This is a genomic window from Enterococcus sp. DIV1304_2, from assembly GCF_050555445.1.
In the GTDB taxonomy this organism is placed as follows: Bacteria; Bacillota; Bacilli; order Lactobacillales; family Enterococcaceae; genus Enterococcus_B; species Enterococcus_B pernyi.
The window spans coordinates 2,204,251-2,227,114 of record NZ_CP187851.1 but is presented as its reverse complement, the minus strand read 5'-3'; the positions used below and the strand labels follow the sequence as shown (position 1 = coordinate 2,227,114).

General features: G+C 39.0%; 23 protein-coding genes. 15 read left to right on the top strand and 8 right to left on the bottom strand.

The window, feature by feature from the left end; translation table 11 throughout:
- The first annotated feature begins 188 nt into the window (after positions 1-188).
- On the top strand, positions 189-2,432 hold the full coding sequence (locus tag IGJ14_RS10275; RefSeq protein ID WP_195339219.1) for an ATP-binding cassette domain-containing protein: 2,244 nt from the start codon (positions 189-191) through the stop codon (positions 2,430-2,432).
- 51 nt (positions 2,433-2,483) lie between these two features.
- Here the strand turns inward: IGJ14_RS10275 and IGJ14_RS10270 are convergent, their stop codons facing one another.
- A complete protein-coding gene (locus tag IGJ14_RS10270) occupies positions 2,484-2,834 on the bottom strand; it encodes a thioredoxin family protein (RefSeq protein ID WP_019724229.1) in 351 nt (116 codons plus the stop codon).
- A gap of 278 nt (positions 2,835-3,112) precedes the next feature.
- Here IGJ14_RS10270 and IGJ14_RS10265 point away from each other — a divergent pair, with 278 nt between their 5' ends.
- Entirely contained in the window at positions 3,113-4,036 is a 924-nt protein-coding gene (locus tag IGJ14_RS10265) for a permease (protein ID WP_430607714.1), read from the top strand.
- A gap of 10 nt (positions 4,037-4,046) precedes the next feature.
- Entirely contained in the window at positions 4,047-4,886 is an 840-nt protein-coding gene (locus IGJ14_RS10260; protein WP_019724227.1) for a TIGR03943 family putative permease subunit, read from the top strand.
- A 158-nt stretch (positions 4,887-5,044) separates the two neighbouring features.
- On the opposite strand, the gene IGJ14_RS10255 is transcribed toward IGJ14_RS10260, so the two are convergent.
- Together IGJ14_RS10255 and IGJ14_RS10250 are read right to left on the bottom strand one after the other, a co-directional pair.
- Positions 5,045-5,518, bottom strand: coding sequence for a threonine/serine exporter family protein (locus tag IGJ14_RS10255; RefSeq protein WP_019724226.1), 474 nt, complete (start codon positions 5,516-5,518; stop codon positions 5,045-5,047).
- 15 nt (positions 5,519-5,533) lie between these two features.
- On the bottom strand, positions 5,534-6,286 hold the full coding sequence (locus IGJ14_RS10250; RefSeq protein ID WP_023520080.1) for a threonine/serine exporter family protein: 753 nt from the start codon (positions 6,284-6,286) through the stop codon (positions 5,534-5,536).
- 224 nt (positions 6,287-6,510) lie between these two features.
- Here IGJ14_RS10250 and IGJ14_RS10245 point away from each other — a divergent pair, with 224 nt between their 5' ends.
- The 7 genes from IGJ14_RS10245 to IGJ14_RS10215 all read left to right on the top strand — a co-directional run bounded on the left by IGJ14_RS10245 (position 6,511) and on the right by IGJ14_RS10215 (position 10,152).
- Positions 6,511-6,900, top strand: coding sequence for a TetR/AcrR family transcriptional regulator (locus tag IGJ14_RS10245; RefSeq protein ID WP_019723840.1), 390 nt, complete (start codon positions 6,511-6,513; stop codon positions 6,898-6,900).
- A 3-nt stretch (positions 6,901-6,903) separates the two neighbouring features.
- The gene (locus IGJ14_RS10240; RefSeq protein WP_019723841.1) at positions 6,904-7,284 is read left to right on the top strand and encodes a hypothetical protein; all 381 of its coding nucleotides are present in this window, start codon (positions 6,904-6,906) and stop codon (positions 7,282-7,284) included.
- 283 nt (positions 7,285-7,567) lie between these two features.
- Positions 7,568-8,287 (top strand): DNA/RNA non-specific endonuclease, encoded by a 720-nt coding sequence (locus IGJ14_RS10235; RefSeq protein WP_010734807.1) that lies wholly within the window; start codon positions 7,568-7,570, stop codon positions 8,285-8,287.
- Positions 8,288-8,545: 258 nt separating this feature from the next.
- Positions 8,546-8,812, top strand: coding sequence for an IreB family regulatory phosphoprotein (locus tag IGJ14_RS10230; protein WP_002290885.1), 267 nt, complete (start codon positions 8,546-8,548; stop codon positions 8,810-8,812).
- Positions 8,809-9,240 carry a Holliday junction resolvase RuvX gene (ruvX, locus tag IGJ14_RS10225; protein WP_019723844.1) on the top strand — a complete coding sequence of 144 codons (432 nt, stop codon included), beginning with the start codon at positions 8,809-8,811 and terminating at the stop codon, positions 9,238-9,240. Before IGJ14_RS10230 ends, ruvX begins: the two co-directional genes overlap by 4 nt.
- Positions 9,241-9,261: 21 nt before the next feature.
- Positions 9,262-9,567 (top strand): DUF1292 domain-containing protein, encoded by a 306-nt coding sequence (locus IGJ14_RS10220; protein WP_010734809.1) that lies wholly within the window; start codon positions 9,262-9,264, stop codon positions 9,565-9,567.
- Positions 9,568-9,717: 150 nt separating this feature from the next.
- On the top strand, positions 9,718-10,152 hold the full coding sequence (locus IGJ14_RS10215; RefSeq protein WP_065096778.1) for a GNAT family N-acetyltransferase: 435 nt from the start codon (positions 9,718-9,720) through the stop codon (positions 10,150-10,152).
- Between the two features lie 62 nt (positions 10,153-10,214).
- Here IGJ14_RS10215 and IGJ14_RS10210 read toward each other — a convergent pair whose 3' ends face one another.
- From IGJ14_RS10210 to IGJ14_RS10200, 3 genes are all read right to left on the bottom strand, one after another.
- Entirely contained in the window at positions 10,215-11,537 is a 1,323-nt protein-coding gene (locus IGJ14_RS10210; protein ID WP_195476052.1) for a 2-hydroxycarboxylate transporter family protein, read from the bottom strand.
- A gap of 264 nt (positions 11,538-11,801) precedes the next feature.
- The gene (locus IGJ14_RS10205) at positions 11,802-13,442 is read right to left on the bottom strand and encodes a malolactic enzyme (RefSeq protein WP_195476053.1); all 1,641 of its coding nucleotides are present in this window, start codon (positions 13,440-13,442) and stop codon (positions 11,802-11,804) included.
- Positions 13,443-13,782: 340 nt separating this feature from the next.
- Positions 13,783-15,177 (bottom strand): PLP-dependent aminotransferase family protein, encoded by a 1,395-nt coding sequence (locus IGJ14_RS10200; RefSeq protein ID WP_195476071.1) that lies wholly within the window; start codon positions 15,175-15,177, stop codon positions 13,783-13,785.
- A gap of 92 nt (positions 15,178-15,269) precedes the next feature.
- Between IGJ14_RS10200 and IGJ14_RS10195 the strand changes: the two genes are divergently transcribed.
- On the top strand, positions 15,270-16,229 hold the full coding sequence (locus IGJ14_RS10195) for an ornithine cyclodeaminase family protein (RefSeq protein WP_195476055.1): 960 nt from the start codon (positions 15,270-15,272) through the stop codon (positions 16,227-16,229).
- Between the two features lie 7 nt (positions 16,230-16,236).
- Entirely contained in the window at positions 16,237-17,019 is a 783-nt protein-coding gene (locus IGJ14_RS10190; RefSeq protein ID WP_065096798.1) for a PhzF family phenazine biosynthesis protein, read from the top strand.
- A gap of 202 nt (positions 17,020-17,221) precedes the next feature.
- Here the strand turns inward: IGJ14_RS10190 and IGJ14_RS10185 are convergent, their stop codons facing one another.
- Positions 17,222-18,325 carry an alpha-hydroxy-acid oxidizing protein gene (locus IGJ14_RS10185; RefSeq protein WP_010734816.1) on the bottom strand — a complete coding sequence of 368 codons (1,104 nt, stop codon included), beginning with the start codon at positions 18,323-18,325 and terminating at the stop codon, positions 17,222-17,224.
- Between the two features lie 239 nt (positions 18,326-18,564).
- Positions 18,565-19,332: a DeoR/GlpR family DNA-binding transcription regulator gene (locus IGJ14_RS10180; protein ID WP_065096796.1), complete on the bottom strand. Its 768-nt coding sequence runs from the start codon at positions 19,330-19,332 to the stop codon at positions 18,565-18,567.
- Between the two features lie 171 nt (positions 19,333-19,503).
- On the opposite strand from IGJ14_RS10180, the gene ulaG reads away from it, so the two are divergent.
- From ulaG to IGJ14_RS10165, 3 genes are all read left to right on the top strand, one after another.
- Positions 19,504-20,565 (top strand): L-ascorbate 6-phosphate lactonase, encoded by a 1,062-nt coding sequence (gene ulaG / locus IGJ14_RS10175; RefSeq protein WP_195476057.1) that lies wholly within the window; start codon positions 19,504-19,506, stop codon positions 20,563-20,565.
- A gap of 170 nt (positions 20,566-20,735) precedes the next feature.
- Positions 20,736-21,191, top strand: a complete 456-nt coding sequence (locus tag IGJ14_RS10170) for a PTS sugar transporter subunit IIA (RefSeq protein WP_065096794.1) — start codon at positions 20,736-20,738, stop codon at positions 21,189-21,191.
- A 182-nt stretch (positions 21,192-21,373) separates the two neighbouring features.
- Complete coding sequence (locus IGJ14_RS10165) at positions 21,374-22,864, top strand: PTS ascorbate transporter subunit IIC (RefSeq protein ID WP_195476058.1); 1,491 nt, start codon at positions 21,374-21,376, stop codon at positions 22,862-22,864.

Genomic DNA, 22,864 nt, shown 5'->3' with positions numbered 1-22,864 from the left:
TTTGTTTTTTTATGATTTTTTTTAGAAATAGATAAAAATAAGTAATATTTTCCTTCATTGGCGTCTCTTCAATTAGGAGGCTGATAGGTGAACAACTGAAAGCTTCGAAATTTATTATAGTGATACATTGTTTCTGTGTTATAATAATACTTCACCAAAAAAATCGAGGGAATACGGGAGGATCAGCAATGCAGGAATATATCAGGATACATAATGCCAGACAGAACAATCTAAAAGGGTTTGATTTACAAATCCCAAAAAGAAAGATCACGATTTTTACAGGTGTCTCCGGTTCGGGAAAATCTTCCATCGTTTTTGATACGATTGCCCAAGAAGCGGGAAGACAACTCAATGAAAATTTCTCTAAATTTGTGCAGAATTTCTTACCTAAGTATAGTCAGCCAGAAGCAGATGCCATCGACAATTTATCTATGGCTGTCGTTGTAGATCAAAGCCGTTTAGGTGGGAATTCGCGTTCAACACTAGGAACGATCACAGATATCAACCCACTGATCCGCTTGCTTTTCTCTCGTATTGGCATTCCCCATTTAGGCCCCGCTTGGAATTTCTCATTCAATGATCCTCACGGCATGTGCCCAGCGTGTGAAGGGATTGGTCGGATCGTTGGATTAAATCTAGACAAAGCGTTAGATTTAGAAAAATCGTTGAATGAAGGAGCGATTTTACTTCCAGGCTACAAAGTCGGATCTTGGTTATTGAAGTCTTTCACGAACACAGGTTTTTTTGACAATGATAAGCCATTAAAGGATTATTCAACAGAAGAAATGGAAAAGTTCTTGTATGCTTCAGGAGAAAAAATCGATTCGTTGTATATGGAAGGGATGAGTTCGACCTATGAGGGATTAGTGGCACGTTTCAATCGTTCCAATATCAAAGGGGGCAATGAGAGCTCTGCCGCGACCCAGAAAAAAATCGCAGCGTTCATGGATGAACAAAGATGTCCAGAATGTCAGGGAAAACGATTCAATCAAAAGGTTTTGGGCTGCAAGATCAACGGATATTCAATCGCAGATTTCTTAGGGATGCAACTGGATGAACTATTAGAAATCTTACCGGGGATCACAGATGAAATGATCCAACCAGTGTTGAAAAATCTCCAATCACGACTACAAGATCTGATCAATATTGGGTTAGATTACGTTTCTTTAGATCGCGAGACAGCGACTTTATCTGGAGGAGAAAGCCAACGAGTGAAAATGGTCAAGCACTTATCTTCTAGTTTAAATGACGTCATTTATATCTTCGATGAGCCTAGTATTGGGTTGCATCCACGAGATGTTCATCGGTTAAATGAACTATTGATCAAATTGCGCGATAAAGGAAACACGGTCATTGTTGTAGAACATGATCCAGATGTCATCAAAGTAGCAGATCATATCATTGACGTTGGACCAAAAGCAGGAAAAAATGGTGGGTATATCACCTATGAAGGTAGTTACGAAGGGTTACTAGTTTCAGATACATTGACAGGAAAAGCTTTTGGACAAATGACAGATTTCAAACAGGAGCCAAGAAAAACAGACAAGTTTATTGAAACTTCAAAATCGACATTGCATAATCTTAAAAATACTTCTCTCAGAGTACCATTAGGTGTTTTTACAGTAGTGACCGGAGTAGCTGGTTCAGGAAAGAGCAGTTTAGTGAACGGTGTGTTTGCGAAAGAGTATCCCGAAGCAATCAATATCGATCAGTCAGCTGTTGCAGGGAATATTCGTTCCAACCCAGCGACTTATTCAGGGATCATGAACGATATCCGCAAGGTCTTTTCGTTAGAAAATAATGTTTCTGCCGGACTGTTCTCTTATAATTCAGAAGGGGCATGTGAAACGTGTAAAGGACATGGTCATATCAAAATGGAATTATCTTTTATGGATTCTGTAGAGGTCCTTTGCCAAGCCTGTGGCGGTAAACGATTCAAAGAAGAAGTTTATCAATACAAATTAAAAGAGAAATCGATCGATGAAGTATTAGCGATGAGTGTGACTGAAGCGGTGGCATTTTTTGAAGAAAAATCGATTCAACGAAAACTGAAACAAATTTTAGAAGTAGGGCTAGGATATATGACGTTGGGACAACCGTTAAATACATTGTCAGGAGGAGAATGTCAACGGTTGAAACTAGCGAAGGAATTAAGTAAAAAAGGCAATATCTACATTATGGATGAACCCACGACAGGTTTACACATGGCAGATATCAAGAGTATCTTAGAAATCATCGAGCGGTTGGTCAATAAAGGCAATACGGTCATCGTCATTGAACATAACCTGGAAATCATGAAGGCGGCAGATTGGTTGATCGATGTAGGGATCGATGGGGGAATTCGTGGTGGCGAGATCCTTTACGAAGGAATACCAGAAAAAATCAGTACTTGTGAACAGTCGATCACAGCTCATTATTTAACGGGTGTTTAACTAAAAAGAAGTACCAGTCATTTGTTTGCAGAAATGACTGGTACTTCTTTTTTATTGATCGACTAAAGTATCGTAGCTGACTTGATTGCTTGATTCATTTAATTGATCTAAACGTTTTGTCAGTTGTTCAAATTGAATAAAGCGGGCTTGTCGCTCGACTTCTTTTCCAAAATGGAAGAGCAAGATCACTGGTGCAGTAAATGCTTGGAATGTGCCAGCTACTTCCGGCATCTCGAAGGCATCTAAATGATACGCTGGGAAAGTATAATGAGTCAATAATTGTTCCAATTTTGGCACTACTGCATGACAAACACTACAATTGGGTGTAGAAATCGCAAGCACGACAGTCGGTTCTTCTTGGATAGTTTTTAAGACTTCAGTTAAATCATGGGTTTCTTTCATGGTGATAACTCCTTAAGGTTGCTTTTAGCACATCGCTAATTCGATGGTGAAAAAGTATTCAGTCGTATACAAATAGAAAATAGGCAAATGACTCTCTTCTTTTTACCTGAATCTTCATCTTAGCTGTGCTAAAAGTAAATCCTTATGACGGAGATGTCAATAAAAAAGCTTTTTTTGATTTCTTAAACTTATGAAAAAAATTTAAGCTTTCTTGTATTTTATTGAAGAAAAGCGTATATTGATGGGCGAATGAAGTTCAAATGACAAGGAGAAATTATATGTTTTCGTTTATTCCAAATTCGGTATTGCAGATGGGAACGATTTTTTTATCGATCGTTATCGAAGCCTTGCCGTTTGTTTTATTGGGATGTATCATCTCAGGTGCTTTACAAGTATTTTTGACCCCCGAACGTATCAAACGATGGTTACCTAAAAATCGCTTTTTATCGATTATTGTTGGGTCTATTTTAGGTTTTTTCTTTCCTTCATGTGAATGTGGGATCGTTCCAATCGTTCATCAGTTTGTAAAAAAAGGGGTTCCTGTCCACACAGCATTTGCGTTTATGCTCACTGCGCCAATCATTAATCCAGTCGTGATCTTTTCAACTTTTATTGCATTTGGCAATACTTGGAAAATGGCGGGGCTGCGTATGTTAGGAAGTTTTATTGTCGCACTGATCGTAGGTGTCTGGTTGGCCTATATCCAAAAAGGCACAATCTTGAAGTCTTCATTTGATTCAGCGCTGGTTGAGCCTAACTCCCATACACATAAGCATGAGGAAGAGGAAGCAATCGCACCACAGAAATGGGGACATCGAATCCTCCATGTCTTGACTCACTCGATTGATGAGTTCTTCGATACGGGCCGCTATTTGATCATTGGCGGTTTGATTGCTGCAGGGATGCAAACCTATTTACCTACGAGAGTGATGTTGACGTTAGGTTCGACAAAGCTATTAGCCATTTTGATCATGCTAGTATTGGCATTCACGATGTCTCTTTGTTCCGAGGCGGATGCGTTTATTGGTTCCTCTTTGTTAAGTCTTTTTGGAACAGCGCCAGTTGTTGCTTTCTTAGTTTTTGGACCAATGGTGGATATCAAAAACCTATTGATGATGAAACGTTACTTCAACACACGCTTCATCGTTTCGTTGATCGGGCTGATTGCCTTAAGTGTTATCGGCTTTACACTATTTATTTAGGAGGAGAATCATGCTGCGATTTTTGATTTTATCTGGTTATTTTGAAATGATGATGTATCTTCAAGTCTCAGGGCGTTTAGATCAATACATCAATGTCCATTATCGTTATTTGGCAGTATTATCCATGATTTTATCTGCCTTACTAGCCTTAGTTCAGTTGTATCTTTGGGTAAAAGCAGATGGGAAAAAAGGAGTCCATGAGTCCCATGATTCTCACGATCACGGATTATCAAAACCGTATCAGCGTTGGATTGCTTATCTCTTATTAGCCTTGCCGATCGTTGTAGGAACACTGTTTCCGACAGTTAGTTTAAACACAACGATCGTGGAAGCGAAAGGGTTCAACTTTCCACTAAGCAAAGAATCTGTCGGTGATCCACAAGTGCAAACGCAATATTTGAAACCAGATACGAGTATTTATTTCAATAAATCCGACTATCAAGATCAAATGAATGAGTTAAAAGATAAATACGAAGATGAACAAACGATTGCGATCACAGACGATAATTATTTAGAGATCATGGAATTGATCTACAACTATCCAAGCGAATTCATTGGCAAGAAAGTCTCTTATGAAGGCTTTATCTACCAGTCGAAAAATGACAAGGCTACTGATACCTTTCTCTTTCGATTTGGGATCATCCACTGTGTTGCTGATTCAGGGGTCTTTGGATTGTTGACGCATCTGCCAGAAGGAATGACTGTGAAAAATGATGACTGGTACAAAATCGAAGGAACGATCCAAACCGATTTTTATCAACCTTTCAAGCGAGAGATTCCTTCAGTCGTAGTGACGAAAGTAGAAAAAATCACTGCTCCTGAAAATCAATATGTGTATCGTGCATTTTAAATGAACGAAATAAAGTTGTAGTCATGTACAACACAAATAAAAAAGTGATAAGAGATGAAACTCGTAAGAATTTCATCTCTTATCACTTTTTTTATTAAAGCTTGCAAGAATCCCACAGTATGATTGCTCTGTACAAAAAAGATTAAAGCGAGAAACGCTCATTTTTTCTTTCTTCTCTTCAATACAATCGCTTCACGTTTCAGTTTAAAGCTACGGATATTGTGGTTGAATACTTCTGATATCACTAGACCTAAGGCAATCGCTCCAGCAATCATGATCGCTTGAACCGTGAAAAATGCCGCATCTTGATAAGCACCTGTAACTAAACTGCGAACAGCTTGATAGGCTAAGCCTCCAGGAACCAGTGGTACCATACCGGGGATATTGAAAATCGTGACGGGCATTTTTAGTTGTTTAGAAAAAAGATCACTAGCAAAAGCAACGCCTAATGAACCTAGTAATGAACCTAAAGCTGCACCGCCACCCATAGCTAGACACAACCAATAGATCATCCAACCTACGGCACCAGCTAAACCACACCAAACTAAGGCTTTCCTTGGCACATTAGTGATGATTGCAAAGGCAGCGGTCGCTAAAAAGCTAAAAGAAAATTGAATCAATACAGGCCACATGGCTAAAGTCCTTTCTTAGTAGAAGATTTGAAAGATAAAGGCGATTGCAAAACCAATCATCGCCGCAGTCATCATCGCTTCTGCTCCACGAGAAACACCAGAAACGTAGTGCCCCGCTAATAGATCACGAATCGCGTTGGTGATTTGAACACCAGGAACCAACGGCATGACACAACCAATGATGATCAAATCCTGATTGAGACCGATTCCTAAACGCACACTTAAAATAGCGGCAATGCCGATAATCAAAGAGGAAAGGAATTCAGCTAAAAACTTGATTCTAAAAAAACGCAAACTGCAAAGATAAACAATGTAGCCCACTCCCCCAATCGACAATGTGATCGGTAAATCTTTCAATTCGCCACCAAATAAAATCATGATCGTCCCGCTAATGATAGCAGCGCTGATGATTTGTAGCCATACTGGGAACATCCGTCGATCTTTCTCGACTTCTTGTAATGCGCTATATAGTTCTTCCAAAGTCAATTCATTGGCAACATATTTTCTTGAAAGGTTATTGACCTTGACTACTCTTTCTAAATTGATCGTTCGATTGGTGATTTGTTCCATGCGGATCGTCGAAGTCCGATCAAATCCGATAAATAGTCCTGTTTGGGTCACGTAGCTAACTAAACGATAATTTCCAGAAGCAGAAGCGATCCGACTCATCGTATCTTCTACACGGTACATCTCTGCATTACTTTCCGTCATTATTTTTCCCGCCAATAAACAGGTATTAAGCAATAAATCTAAATCTCTTTCTGGCATGGCATTTTCTCCAATAGTTGTTTTCTTGTATTTATTTTACTACAAACAAATTGGAAAACGTATAAAAAGAAAACTTGAATCTCAAAAATCAGCAGTGAAAGGGAAAATAAGAGCCAAGTGAGAGCAATGCTGAAGAGAGCCAAGTGTTAAGTCAACAGTTAGGATAAATCAAGCTTTTTGGTTAATTGTTGACCAATCGTTCAATAATGTGACATAATTAAGTTATGGGAAGAACGAGAGAATTTAATGAAGAGAAAGTTTTACTAGAATCGGCAAAAATATTTGCCAAAAATGGGTATGCAGGGACGTCGATCAGTCAATTGGTAAAGGCGACTGGCTTGCTTCGAGGAAGTTTATACTCTGCTTATTATAGTAAAGCTGGTTTATTTACGACTTGCTTTAACTATATAGCTGAAGATGGAGTGACTGATAATGGGTTATTGATTGATTTATTGATCATCGCATTATTAGAACGTACGGCAGATGACAACGAAGTAAAGAAAGTCGCACAGAAGGTAATCACCGCTTTGGAAGAGAAAAACGAAGGTTCGATTGAAACGATCATTGCTGATCGAATCATGCGTCGAGCGAATCTTACGGACAGGAGGAAGTAGAAAATGGCTAAAGTTGAAATCCAAAATGATCGATTGATCATCAGTATGGAGGGCGTACGAAAACTGTGGGCATTGAAAAATGAAATATCCACACCATTATCCAATGTATTAGGCGCAACTGTGGATGCCGATGTCTGGGAAGATACACCGAAATTTGGCGAAAAAAGAATGGGCGTTGATGCCTATGGATATTATTTTGCCGGAACATTCGTCCAAGATTCAAACAAGGTATTTTATGACCTCAAAAGAAAAGAAAACGCAGTCGTTATCACACTAAAAGATGAAGAATTCAATCGTCTCATCATTGGAGTAGAAGACCCAGAAGCAACAGTCGCGATGATTGAACAGGCAATGAACAAAGCAAGTTTTGTAAAAGAAATTTGAAATAGGAATAGATGTTGAGCGCCTAATTGTCCTATCAAAAAACGTATTCACTTGGTGATAGAATAGATAAGAAGATCAATCGAATCGAGTGATGAAGTTTTAGTAACAACCTAGATTTCCTTTCACGTGGAAATTTAGGTTGTTTATTTTAGGAAATAGACTAAATATGCGTATATAATTTTTGAAGAAGGAATTGTTGAAAGAATTTAAACACTTCTTTATTTAAAAAAAGGGGAACATATGTTAAGATTTATGAAGTTCGACTGAATAAAGGAGTAGATACATGAACAAAAAAACAACCAAAACAATCATAGGAGTCGCAGTTGCTCTTTTAGCTGGTGCATTAGGGATTTCAACGACGCAAAAAGACTCTGATCTCGTTCAACAGCTGACAGGTTTATTTGATTCAAAACCTCAAGTCTCACAAGTGGCGAATGTTCCAGAATACGACGGCACGCACCAAGAAATCGAAATCAATCAAAATAAGCCGACTTTTACAAAAGAAGAACTGAGCTTAGATAAAGGAACATGGGAAAGTTATTCCGATATCGATCGACTGAATCGTGTAGGTCAAGCCAATGCCATGTTAGGAAAAGAGATGTTCCCTAAAGAAAAACGTGAGTCTCTTTATATTGATCCTACAGGTTGGAAACAAAAAAAATTGAGTGACGGACAATGGCTTTACAATCGAAGCCACTTGATAGGCTTTCAGCTAACTGGTCAAAACAATAACATCAAAAATTTGATGACAGGGACTCGTTCGTTGAATACCCCTCATATGCTGGCACATGAAAATGATATTGCCGCATACATCAAAGAAACCAATCATCACGTTCGCTATCGGGTAACACCACATTTTGAAGGAGAAGAACTAGTAGCACGAGGTGTTCAGTTAGAAGCCCAAAGCATTGAAGATAACCAAATCTCGTTCAATGTGTTTATCTATAATGTGCAAGACGGTTATACGATCAACTATCAAACGGGGCAAGCTAAGAAAACATGATCCATAGGCGTTCGTTATTTGAATATTTTGTGAATTTTTTGAAAAAACAGAGAAAAGACTTATTTTTGATTAAATATCACGTATACTGTAAGAAAGTGTACTCATAAATGTTGGAATCGATACAATCAAATAAGAAATCATTATTATTTTTATATTTCCAGCGAAGTTGGAATATTTATTTGTAGTTTTACCACATTTCGAGTAAAATAAAGGGTGTAGAGGGTAATTTGACTACCCTGCGGAAAGAGGTGTAGAATCATGGGTTTTACAGATGAAACCGTACGTTTTGGTTTTGATGATAGTCGTAAAAAAGAAGTCAGCGAAACATTAGCGATCGTTTATCGGGCTTTGGAAGAAAAAGGCTACAATCCAATCAACCAGATTGTGGGCTACTTGCTTTCTGGAGACCCGGCCTACATTCCTCGTTATCGTGATGCAAGGAATCTGATCCGTCGTCATGAACGCGATGAAATCATGGAAGTGATCGTCAAAGACTATCTCTCAAATCATGGAGTGAATCTATGAGAGTGATGGGCTTGGATGTCGGCTCAAAGACTGTAGGTGTCGCTGTTAGTGATCCTTTCGGCTGGACTGCACAAGGCGTAGAGATCATTCGTATCGATGAAGATAAAGAAGAATTTGGATTTGAACGATTGGCAGAACTGGTCAAACAGTACGAAGTAGATCGTTTTGTTGTAGGCTTGCCGAAAAACATGAATAATTCAATCGGTCCGAGAGCAGAAAGCTCAATGGCTTACGGAGAAAAGATCAAAGAAATGTTTTCTCTACCAGTCGACTATCAAGATGAACGACTGACTACCGTCCAAGCAGAACGCATGTTGGTCGAACAGGCAAATACGTCAAGAGCAAAAAGAAAAAAAGTCATCGATAAGCTTGCTGCGGTGATGATTTTACAAAATTATTTAGATGGTTCGGGAAAACAACTATTTTAAAAAATGAAAAGAGGGGTTCTAATGGCAGAACACAATCATACACATGATCATGAAGGACATGAACATATCACATTGGTCGATGATCAAGGAAATGAAACATTATACGAAATCTTGTTAACAGTCGATGGACAAGAAGAATTTGGTCGTAACTACGTATTGCTTTATCCAGCCGGCGTACCGGAAGATGAAGATGTAGAATTACAAGCCTATGCCTACGTTGAAAACGAAGACGGAACAGAAGGCGAATTAGAACAAATCGAAACAGATGCTGAATGGGATATGATCGAAGAGGTCTTCAATACATTCATGGCTGAAGAAGAAGAATAGTATTTAAATAGTGGAGAAACCTTGTCATACCAAGGTTTCTCTTTTTTTATCATTCTTTTGATCAAGAAATTGACCAAGGTTTATTTCCATAGAAAAAACCATACCATCTTTGTCTTAGTACATAACCTTAGAGAAGAAAGGAAGAACAAAATGATAAGAACTGCTCGTGTGGAAGATGCAGAAACCATAAACAAGCTAAATAAGGAAGAATTAGGGTATGAGATACCACTTTCGGAAACGACGAAGCAATTAAAATACATATTGGCACAACCAGAGATCTATGTCGTCGATGTTTATGAGGAAGAAGGGACGAAGAAAGTATTAGGATATGTCCATGCCCAAAAGTATGAAACATTGTTAAGTCCAACGTTGTTCAATATTTTAGCATTAGCGGTTTCTTCAAAAGCCCAACATCAAGGAATTGGCAGACGATTGATGGAGAGTGTCGAGAAACAAGGGAAAGAACGTGGCTATTTTGGAGTTCGACTAAACTCTGGCGAACATCGCAACGAGGCACATCGTTTTTATGAACATATCGGCTATCATTCAACAAAATGGCAAAAACTATTTCTAAAGGAATCATGAATATCATCGTACAAAAAAACTTCTCGAATAAGAATCGAGAAGTTTTTTTACATTCATTCGAATTAAGAGAATAGTTGCATCAAAAATCCTGAAATGATCAAGACGATCGCTCCGCCTAAACGATTGCCCATTTGAGCAAAAGCAATCAATTCCATACGGTTTGCTGCGGATAAGACGGCAACATTTCCTGTACCACCCATTGAATTGTTACATAGTCCTGCTGTGATCGTTGATTCGATCGGATAAAGTCCGAATAGACGACCGACAAAAGCAGATACAAGAGAGATGACGATGACACTGGTCAAGCAAAGTACGACGAATTGCCATGTTAAAGCAGAGGCTAAAACATTCAAGTTCAATAAGGCAATCCCGATACCTGCTAAAACAGCTGCTGTTAAGTTTTTAACAATCAAGTTATTGAACATGATCGCTGCATCTTCATAATATTCAGGAAGAATATTAGTGATTTTACAAATGACTACGATAATGATCATAAAAGCATACGCATGAACTTTCGGTACAAAGTAATTACCGATTTGGCCAAGAATAAAGAAGGTGATCGAAACCATCAAACCAACACCTAATTGAGGGATAGAAGGTTTCACATTGCGTGGTTTGCCGTCGCCTAGATCCCCTTTTTCCATTAGTTTTCCATTACCATTCAATTTGGGCATGGATTGGCCAGCGCGAGCCACTAAAGCAGCACCGATAATGGCAAGGACATTTGTCATTGCGGTTGCAGGGATCAAACGTGAAATAATAGCAGAAGCGTCTGTTCCTAAGACGTTTGCGTAAATAGTTGATAGTGGAACAGCACCAGCACCTACACCACCAGCCATGGCAGGTAAAGAGATATATAATACGGAATTAGCGAAGCCATTACCAATCAACATTCCCACTAGTCCAACCGCAAAAAATGAAACAACCATAGAAATAAGTGCAACAGGGATAAAACGAACGGAAGCTTTCATCAATAATTTACGGTTCATTCCTAGAATACTTCCGGTAATCAAAGCAGCGATATAAAAGTCTAAAAAGCCCATGTTGTTGACAAAGTTTTCAGTTGATTTCACGACATAATCAGGTAAAATGCCAAAGGTTGCGATAGCTGCGGAAGCGAAGATCGCAAAAACAGAGCCACCACCTAAATAACTTTTGACGATTGGGATTTTTGTACCGATAAAATGGAATAGATTCCCAAAAATGACGAGCACGGCGATAGGACCGATCATATTTGTTGGTAATTTACCTAATGCCATCGCAATGATCAAAACGAGAACCATGATCAAATAGATAGGTAAACTGACCCCACTGATTTTTGTTTCCCAAAAACCTTCTTTGTTTGTCTTAACGACTGTAGAAGTCGTTTGTTCTTGATGTAACATTCTTACAGATCCTTTCCTTGATTAACGTAAGAGGAGTTCCCTATGAGTTGGAAAATAATCTAAAGCTATTCCTCAACTGGCTCCAGTATTTCTTGGCAAAAAACACCCCTTGGATCAATTCGTTGAAAAATAGTTGGTTTTCCTATTTCTCGGTGAACGAATGATCCAAGGCTTCGATGTTTACCATGCGTATTTTTTACTTTAAGTCTCGTTTTGCTCAGAACTGTTTTAGTAACGAAATATTGTGAAAGAGACTAGCGTGAATTAAGCTTCTAAATCTTGATATTCAGGCACCCATTTAGCTGCTTCGACAGCTGCTTTGATGTCAGTGATTTCTTCACGGTTCAATTGTTGATCCACGACTGATTGAGCGACTGTTTCCGCAATTGTTTGTGAGAATTCAGTGATTCTTGCAACTGATGGTAAAATAGCTGCCCCTGGTTTTGTGACATCAACGATACCACCTAATGCACGACTTGCTTGTGAGATGATCTCAGCGTTGACACGAGTAGCTGTTGAAGCAATCAAACCAAGTCCTAAACCTGGATACATCAATGCGTTGTTTGCTTGTCCGATTTGATAAGTCACGCCATTGTATTCCACATCATCCGCAGGGATACCTGTTCCGACTAATGCTTTTCCATCTGTCCATTCAATCAAATCTTTTGCTTTTGCTTCTGCTAATTTTGTTGGGTTAGACAAAGGCATGATGATTGGTCGTGGGGTATGGCTAGCCATTTCTTTGACGATTTCTTCTGTGAATGCCCCTGGTTGAGTAGATGTACCAATCATGATTGTTGGGTGAATTGCTTTGACAACAGTTTCTAAATTAGTCAATTCTTCACTATTGGCAAATTCTGAACGTTTACGTGCAAAAGGAATTTGTCCAGGTGTCAAGCCTTCAGTATCTTCGAATAATAGTCCTTGTTTATCCACTTGATAGAAGTGTTTACGTGCTTCTTCTTCTGGTACACCTTGACGGATCATTTCATCTAATAAGATATTCGCAATGCCGACTCCAGCTGTTCCAGCTCCGAATGTTAGGATCGTTTGATCTTTCAAGGATTCACCAGAAATATTCAATCCGCCGAGTACGCCAGCTAGTACGACGATCCCTGTTCCTTGGATGTCATCATTGAATGTCGTGATTTTGTCTTCATATTTTTCTAAGATCGTTGCGGCATTGCCACGACCAAAGTCTTCCCAGTGTAACAATAATTCAGGGAATAGTTCTGTAGCAGATGAAACGAATTGGTCGATGAATTCATAGTAAGAATCACCTTCGACACGCGCATGTTTGTTTCCTAGATATAACGGATTATTCAATAACTCTTCATTGTTTGTACCAGCATCGATCGATACAGGTAATACTTGCGCTGGATTGATACCAGCAGCTGCTGTATAAACCATTAGTTTTCCAATTGCGATGTCAACACCATTAACTCCCCAGTCACCCATTCCAAGGATACCTTCTGCATCTGTAACAACGATCAAACGAATATCACGACCAGCTGCGGCATTTTTCAAGCTTTCTTTGATCAATTCTGGTTCATCGATCGAAAGAAATGCAGCATCTTGTGGTTTTAAGAAAATTTCATTGTATTGTTCGATTGCATCTGCAACTACTGGATCATATACTACCGGCATAAATTCTACTAAATGTTGTCCCATCAATTTATAGAAAAGTGTGCGGTTTGTATTGAATAAGTTCATTAAGAAAATACGTTTTTCTAAATCAGTTTGTTTGCTTAGGTATTGGCCATATGCTTGCACAGATTGTTGTTCTAATGTTTGGACTGTGCTAGGAAGCATTCCGGCAATCCCGTATTTTTTACGTTCTTCTTTTGTAAAAGCAGTTCCTTTATTTAAAAATGGATTATTTAATAAGTTTAACCCTGTTAGCATGAATGATTCCTCCTAAGTTTTAATACATACGAAGTATAGGATTCACTCAGGGCTATAGTCAAAATAGGTAGTTATGATAAATTTTATTTATATGACAATAGAAAAAAGAGGAGAGTGGGACATTAGTTCTCTCCTACCACCTAAAACGAATAAACGGCGGAAACAGAAGTAACCTCTTCGGAAATAAGGCGCCATCCACAAAAATTTGAAGAACAATTTTCGGGGATGGCGCCTTATTTCTCGAGGCTGAACACTTCCGTCCCGACCTCTTCTTCGATGGGGATTCGAGCAGTTAAAAACAAAAAGAATGAGTTGGATCATTTTGATTTTATATGATAAGTCATCGTTGAAAGTACACGATTTCTTTTTTGACGATTTCAAGACCTTTCGTTAATACTTCCAAAGGATTAGAGGATAAAGCAATTCGAATAAAAGGATCATGTTGCGGTTGTGTCGTAAAACGATGTGAATGATAGACACGAATCCCTTTATTTAAAAAAGCTTGTTCGATCGTTTCTGGAGACAGATCATTTCGAACAGGGAGATTTCGATAAAAAGGAAGTGGATTGGTCGGTCGAGGCAAGTTGAAAAGTGTATCGAATCGTTCATTTGCTTGTTTTGTATAGTTGGATTTTGTTTCGAGTATGTCCTGTGCGGTTTCTGAACATAAGATTTGCGTGACAATCTCAGCATCTAAACTTGCGGTTTTGACATTGATATTGAAAATCGCCTGTTGGATGTTTGGTTTGTACTTTTCGGGAAATACTAGAAAGGCAACACGCATGCCTGCACAGATAAACTTGGTCATTCCGGCAAGATAAATGGTTTGTTCAGGAAGTAACTGCTGGAATGAGGGAATGGGTATTTTTTGATTATAGGTAGTCAAAAAAGAATGGATGTCGTCTTCGATCACGATCAATTGTTGCTTTGTAATGACTTCTTTTAGCTGTTGCCTCCGTTTTGCAGATAGTTGAAACCCAATAGGATTGTTACATGAAGGCATCAGAAAAATACCGTGGATTGCTTTTTTCCGACATTCTTGTTCAAGTAATTCGGGAAGCATACCCTCCGCATCAAAATCAATCGGCACGATTTCCATATGGTAAAGGTGAGCAAGCTCAATAAAATTTGAATAAGTATAGCGATCGACTGCCAAACGATCTCCTGGAGAAAACAAAGCAGCTAGCGTGATCGCCAAGCCGTTTTGGACACCTGAAACAATAGCAATCTGTTCCCTTGAAGCATAGACACCTTGTGTTTCCAACCATTTTTTGGCAATCGTCAATTGATAGGTTGTCCCTAATGGTTCACGGTAGCTAAGAAGTCCGTTCGTCGCATGATTTTGTGAAACAGCTTGAATAAAAGGAGTGATCATTTCGTTGCATTCATCAAATGAACTGACTAACCCAAAATCAATGACATGATCAGGTACTTGATCAGAAGAAATAGTGATGGAGGTAAACGCATTTGGGGAAACAAATGTCCCACTCCCGATACTTGTATAGAGTAACCCTTTTTCTAGACCCAACTTATAAGCTTGACCAACTGTTGTGAAATTGATGTCTAAAAAATCAGCTAGTTCTCTTTGGGAAGGTAACCTTGTATTTTTTTGTAATTTATTTGATAAGATATCAGCTTCTAGCTGCGTGATAAGTGATTGGTAGATTGGGCGATGTAACTTTTTTTTATCTGGACGCCAAGTCAGTGGATAATTCTCATAAGAGTTGATCGACATACTCGTTCCTTCTTTCAAAAATTGTATTCCATACAATTATATCATTGAATGTATTGTTTTCGGGCGCTAGGATAGAAAAAAGGAGGGGAAATATGCAAATCATCGATAGTCATAAAGTAATCACCCATTTTAGTTTTACAGAAGCAATCAACGTAATGGAACAGTGTTTTAAAGATTTTCAAGTCGGAAAGATTTCTCAAGAGAAGCGAATGGTCCAACAATTACCAGATGGCGAGGAACAAAATATCTTTGCGATGATGCCCGCTTATTTAGGAAGAAACCGGTACTTTGGTTCAAAAATAATCACGGCTTTTCCAAGCAATCACAAACAAAAGCTACCATCACATTTAGGTGAAATCATGCTCTTCGATTCAAAAAACGGGCAACCAGTCGCAATGATCGATGCGAATGCCGTGACTTGGATACGAACAGCAGCAGTTTCAGCATTAGCCACAGATTATCTAGCAAAGCCATCAGCAGATACACTCACATTGATCGGAACTGGACAACAAGCAGTTTCACATCTAGCCGCAATTACCTGTGTCCGAAAGATTCACCGTGTGTATGTCTATGATTTAGATGAAACACGACGAAAACAATTTATCTTAGAACAGCAAACTAATTATCCAAAACTGCGTTTTATTGATTGCTCGACATTGGCTGAAGCGACTATAGAAGCAGATATTATCTGTACTTTAACACCTAGTAAACATGCTTTTTTATCAAAAAAAGAGGTTAAACCAGGCACACATATCAATGCAATCGGAACATTTACACCAGATACCCGTGAATTAACAAGTGATTTGATGGCATCTGGACAATTGTATGTAGATGATTACCAAGCGGTCAAAAGGGAAAGTGGCGACTATTTGATCCCCTTGTCAGAAGGGAAAATTGATCAGACAAACATTCTCGGTTCTCTAGGTGAATTAGTCACCCAGCAGAAGACAGGGAGAACAGACGAACAAGCGATCACGATCTTTGATGCGGTTGGCTTAGCAGTGGAAGATTTATGTTGTGCCGAATATATTTATCAAAAAGTAAAGGAGTAGTTTATAAATGAATTTACCCTATTATGTAGTTGACGCCTTCACCAATGAAGTGTTTAAAGGAAATCCTGCTGCGGTCTTTGTGTTAGATGAATGGCTACCTGATGATACCATGCAAAAAATCGCCATCGAAAATAACCTATCCGAAACAGCCTTTACCGTTAGAAAAGAGAAAGGTTATGAATTACGTTGGTTTACCCCTGATCGTGAAATCGACTTATGTGGTCATGCGACCTTGGCAACCGCATTTGTATTGTTCCACTTCTATGGTATCAGTGAATCCATGATTTCATTTTCAACGCAAAGTGGGAACCTATTTGTCACAAAAAAAGAGCAAAAATATGCGATGGATTTTCCGAGTATTTTACCGCAACCAATTGCTATATTACCAGCATACGAACAAGCAATCGGCACAAGAATAAAAGAGGCTTATCTGGCAAGGGACTTATTTTTTGTTTTAGAAGACGAAGAGACAGTGGCAAAGCTGACGCCTGATTATACTGCAATGAGGGAATTAGAAGAAGGCGTCGGCGTGATTGTCACAGCGAAAGGAAAGAACGAAGATTTTGTTTCTAGGACCTTTTTTCCAAAACTAACGATCAATGAAGATCCAGTGTGTGGCTCGGCTCATGCGAATTTGATTCCTTACTGGGCACAAAAGCTTGGAAAGGACGACTTGGTTGCTCAACAACTTTCTGCCAGAGGTGGGTTCTTGACTTGCAAGTGGTTAGGTGAACGCGTGATGATCAGTGGCGAAGCAACCTTGTTTGCAAAAGGTGAAGCGTACATTTAGAAAATCCATCCAACCAGGTAGGATACAGAGTGCAATAAATAGCATACAGCTCTGAAAAATAAGCAAGAAGACCCGAAATTTATTCAAATTTTTGGGTCTTCTTGCTTACTTTAAAGGTTTTTTTTTGATGTTCGTTTATTTGGATTCAAAAGTGCGAGATGACTATGGAAACTGCGCTTGTTTTATTTGAGATTTTCTCAACTTAGAAGAAACGATTTTCCCGTAATGTCACATTTTTGATATCTTCGATGGTTTGCGTCCCAGCTAATTGCATGACCATTTCTAATTCTTTTTTGAAGAAGTCGAATACTTGTTGGATGCCTGTACTTCCACCGAGAGCTAAACCGTAAATGGCAGGACGACCGATCGCGACTAGATCGGCACCAGAAGCAATGGCTTTAAAGACATGCTGACCACGACGAACACCACTATCAAAGACGATAGGGACACGTTTGTCGACGGCTTCTGCTACATATTTCAAAGAATCAAAGGCTGCTGGCCCACCATCTAATTGACGACCGCCATGATTCGATACCCAGATGCCATTTGCCCCCGCATCTAATGAACGATAAACATCGTCTTCTGATTGCACACCTTTTACATAAACGGGTAAGTCAGAATGAGCGGCAATAAATTCCACATCTTTTGGACTTAACTTTTGTTTGGAGGATTTATAAACTGCGTCCATCGTTTGTCCAACCCCTGATTGATAGGCTTGAACGATCGGCATTGGCAAAGGAAAAGTGAAGCCATTGCGAAGGTCGGTCTCTCGATTCCCACCAACGGTTGCATCAGCTGTCAAAACGATTGCTTTTGCGCCATTACGTTTGGCCATCTCTAGAATATCTAAATTGATCCCATTGTCTTTACTCATGTAAAACTGGAACCATTGTGGTGCATCTGGACCACCGGCCTCGCGGATTTCTTCTAATGTACAGGAAGCGTAAGAACTCGCCGTATAGATCGTATGAAAATCGGCAACTCCTTTAGCTGAAGCTTTTTCTGCATGTGTATGAGCTAAACCATGAGCTGCAATGGGCGCCATGATGATTGGCGCAGTTAATGTTTCTTGGTCAAAGTAAGTCGTTGTATCTGGAATTTCCACGTCTTTTAAAACATGAGGAATAATCAATTGATGATTGAATGATTGCACGTTTTCTTGATACGTAAAGAGATCTCCAGCACCACTACTGATATAGCCGTATCCGCCAGTAGGAATCACTTGAGCTGCCGCCATTTCTAAGTCTTCTGTATTAATAAAACTGATTTGACCTTCTTGTGAGCCAGCTTGATAAATCATTTCCATAAAACAAACCTTCTTTCGTAGTATCGATCAATAAATAATATTGAATTTGTCAGCGTTTACATTTTTATACTACGCCTTGTTTTTAAAACAGGCAAATAATCTGTTTTATTTTATTTAACTGAACGAAGAGTTACCGCTATGCAAGAGTATAGTCACGCTTTGAATACTTGACTAAAAGAAGAAAATTGAATGATAGCTGTTTTTTATCTGTTAGCAACTTTGATGAAATTTACTTTCTTTTACAAACTTACTCGAATAACAGTGACACCTAGTTGTTCGATTTTTTTGGCAAGTTTAGGTGAACAATGCTGATCGGTGATCAAATAATCAAAGGCAGAGATATCGGCAATCTTAAACTGTGAAGTCCGGCCAATCTTACGATGGTCTGCAACAAGGATACGACATTTGATACTCTTTTTGATCATCCATTCGTTGATTTTAGATTCGTTTAAAATTTTTGTCGTCACACCATTCTCTAAATCTACTCCGCTACATCCAATAATACAGACATCTGCATTCATATCTGCTAATGTGCGAGCGGCAATATCTCCTACCAAGATTTCTTTCGGTACGCGTAATTCGCCACCAGTGAGAATATACGTATAATTTCCTTGTCTGACACAAGAAACGACCTTTAAATTATTCGTTACGACGGTGACATGATTCGATTCTAAATAATCGAGTGTAGCTAAGGCAGTGGAACTTGAATTGATAAATACGGTGGCATAGTCTCCAATATATTGACTAGCACAACGAGCAATTTGATGTTTGATCCACGTTGGTCCTGAAAGATCGAAATTTGTTTGATTGTCATAGTTGAAGAGGCAATAGCCATGTTCACGAATAATCTCATTTTTTTCTTCTAATAATCTAAGGTCTCGACGAATAGTGCTGAGTGATACGTGAAGCTTTTCAGACAGTTCAATCGTGGTCATTTTTGTGTACCTTTGTAATAGATCAAGAATTTCATTACGTCTTTTTTTAATCGTCAACAGAGAATTTTTCATTGTTATCCTTCCTTTTCAATCAATTTGTTTCTCTATATGACTAATTATAGCTAAACGAGCATAAAAAAATGGAAACGATCACATAAAGTAATAACAGTCATATAAAGCTATTCCAATCATTTTGATAGCGCTTTATCATTTATATATACCTAATAAAGAGGAGGATGGCACATGAATATAACAGAAGTAACAAAGGAAAGTTGGTTGCGTTCGACTTTTCCAGAATGGGGAACCTATCTGAACGAAGAAATCGAAATGGAACAAGTAAAAGAAAAAAGCGTATCTATATGGTGGCTAGGATGTACAGGTATATGGCTGAAGTCACATGAAGGTACAAATATCCTTTGTGACTTATGGTGTGGGACAGGAAAACGAACACACGGGAATGGACAGATGAAAAAAGGCCACCAGATGATGCGTATGAGCGGTACAGAAAAGATGCAACCGAATTTACGAACGCAACCTTTTGTGATCGATCCATTTGCGATCAAAAATGTGGATGCATTAGTGGTGACACATATCCATTCCGATCATCTGGATATCCACACTGCCGCAGCTGTTCATCAAAATTGTCCGGAGGCGCTATTTATTGGCCCCAAAGCAGTAGTGGAAACATGGCTCTCTTGGGGGATACCACAAGAAAAGACCCAAGTAGTCAAACCCGGCGATATCGCTTTGATCAATGAAGTAGAGATCGTTGCGTTGGAAGCCTTTGATCGGACGGCATTGATCACACATGATGATCCTAATGTGCAATTAAAAGATCAGTTGCCACAAGAAATGGATACGATCGCTGTCAATTATCTTTTCAAAACATCGGGAGGGAACATCTATCACGCAGGGGATTCGCATTATTCCAACCTTTTTGCCAAACATGGCAATGAACATCAAATCGATGTTTGTCTAGGTGCATATGGTGAAAATCCGCGTGGTATCACTGATAAGATGACCGCCAGTGATTTGTTGAGAATGGCAGAATCGTTGAGAGCTCAAGTCGTGATCCCAGTCCATTATGATATTTGGTCAAATTTTATGGCTGATCCTAGCGAGATCACTCAATTATGGCGCATAAAAAAAGATCGATTGGCTTATCAGTTTTCCCCTTATATTTGGCAAGTAGGTGGGAAGTATACGTACCCAGATAATAGAAAAGACTTGGCATTCAATTTCGATCGTGGCTTCCATGATGTCTTCACCCAAGAAAATGATACGCCGTTTCCATCATTTTTGTAGAAGCCCAAGAGAGATATGACAATAAATCAGCTGAACTGAGAATTTTTTAACAAAAGCAAAAGCGAGGAGGGAGAACGTATCAAAGCAAGTGAACGTAAGACAAAGTCATCTCTTGATAAGAATGGGCTATTGTCAAACAACGGGTTGACTGCTTGATACTGTTTGTAAATATGTTGAGATATTTCTATGAGAATGACTTAGTCAATTATGTAGAAACTACGATAAATGATTGGCGAGTAGCAATCGAGGAGAGCAGTCGTCACTTATTAGAAAAAAGAATCATTGATCATGTATATGTAGAAGAAATGATCCGCAATGTCGAAGAACATGGGGCATATATCCTGATCGCCCCACACGTTGCGATGCCTCATGCCATGCAAGGTGGCTCACATGTTTTCGATACGACGATTTCATTTACCAAAATGAACGCACCAGTTCCTTTTGAGGAAGGGACAAAGTCTGCCAGCCTTTTCTTCACCTTAGCAGCTAAAGAGCCAAAGCAACACTTAGAAAATATTCAATCATTATCAGAATTACTGATGCAAGATGGGTTGATCGAAGAATTACTTGCGACAGAAACAATCGAAGACTATCAAATGGTCATGGAGAAATACGAGCCACTATAGGTAGAGGTAGTCTTTTGCTTGCTAGGTATGGCCAGTGAGGACCATTCGGTACAAAGCAAATAGATATAAAAGATAAATTATCAACTAAAAAATACGAGGTAAGGGAGGGAGTCCGTTTACATGAAAACCATGATAACTTGCATCGTTTGAGGAGTTGTTCTGGTTTTTGGTAACGGAAAAATATGGGAGCTATCTTGATGGAGATATGGACGTATTTTGCGACAAATATTTTAACGCAGCCAGCTTATTTGATCGGTTCGATCGTTTTATTAGGGTATATACTTCTTGGCCGACCATTATACGAATGTATAGCTGGATTTTTGAAAGCCACTGTAGGTTATCTGATTTTAGCTGTTGGTTCAGGTGGATTAGTAAACAATTTCCGACCGATCTTAGTTGGTTTAAAGGATCGTTTTGATCTTGAGGCGATGGTGACTGATCCCTATTTTGGTCAAAATGCTGTAGATGCAGGATTGATGGAGACTTTTGGGCGAACATTCAGTGATGTGATGATTTTATTATTGATTGCATTTGTATTGAATATCCTGTTAGTTCGTTTCCAAAAATATACGAAGTTGCGAGCTGTTTTTACGACAGGAAATGTCCAGATCCAGCAAGCAGCTACAGCTTTTTGGATCTTACTTTTCTGTTTTCCTGAATTAGGAAGAGTAGAAGTATTAGTATTTATGGGAATCATTTTAGGGTGTTACTGGGCAGTTGCTTCTAATTTAACTGTTGGCGTGACACAAGAATTGACAGACGGAGCTGGTTTTGCGATTGCGCACCAACAGATGTTTGGGGTGTACCTATTTTCTACCTTAGCGAAGTGGTGGCAAAAGAGTAGTCGTAAAAAAAGTGAGAATAGAAAAGCCGATAAAAAGCTTGAAGATATGGAGCTTCCGGGTTTCTTATCCATTTTCAACGAAAACATGGTGGCGACTTCTTTATTGATGCTGTTCTTCTTTGGCATCATCTTATTAGTATTAGGACAGGAGTATTTGATTGAGGCAGAATTTATGGTGGCAGGACAAAGTTTTCTATTCTACGTACTGACCACTTCTTTGAACTTTGCTGTGTATTTAGCCATTTTACAGCTTGGTGTCCGGACCTTTGTGGACGAGTTGACACAATCTTTCCAAGGAATCTCAAATACTATTTTACCAGGAGCTGTGCCAGGGATCGATGTGGCTGCAACTTTTGGCTTCGGATCACCAAATGCAGTCACGATCGGGTTTTTATTTGGTGCATTAGGACAATTCTTGATGATCATCTTATTGATCGTCTTCCGATCACCAACGATCGTGATCGCTGGATTTATCCCACTATTTTTTGACAATGCGGTCATCGCTGTGTTTTCTAATAATCGGGGTGGGTTCAAGGCAGCATGTTTGTTCCCTTTCTTATCTGGGCTGATCCAAGTCGGTGGTTCTGCACTCTTTGCGACATGGATCGGGTTGTCTAGTTACGGAGGGTACATTGGTATGTTTGATTGGGCGACTGCTTGGCCATTCTTTACTGTTTTGATGAAATTTTTTGGATATGCAGGTGTTGCACTAGTGGTCGTCGGTTTGTTGCTAATTCCACAACTACAATATCGAAAAAATCCAGAAGGATATTTTTTGATTGTTGAGGATTATCAAAAATATAAAGAAAAGTTTGGAGACAGTAATTAA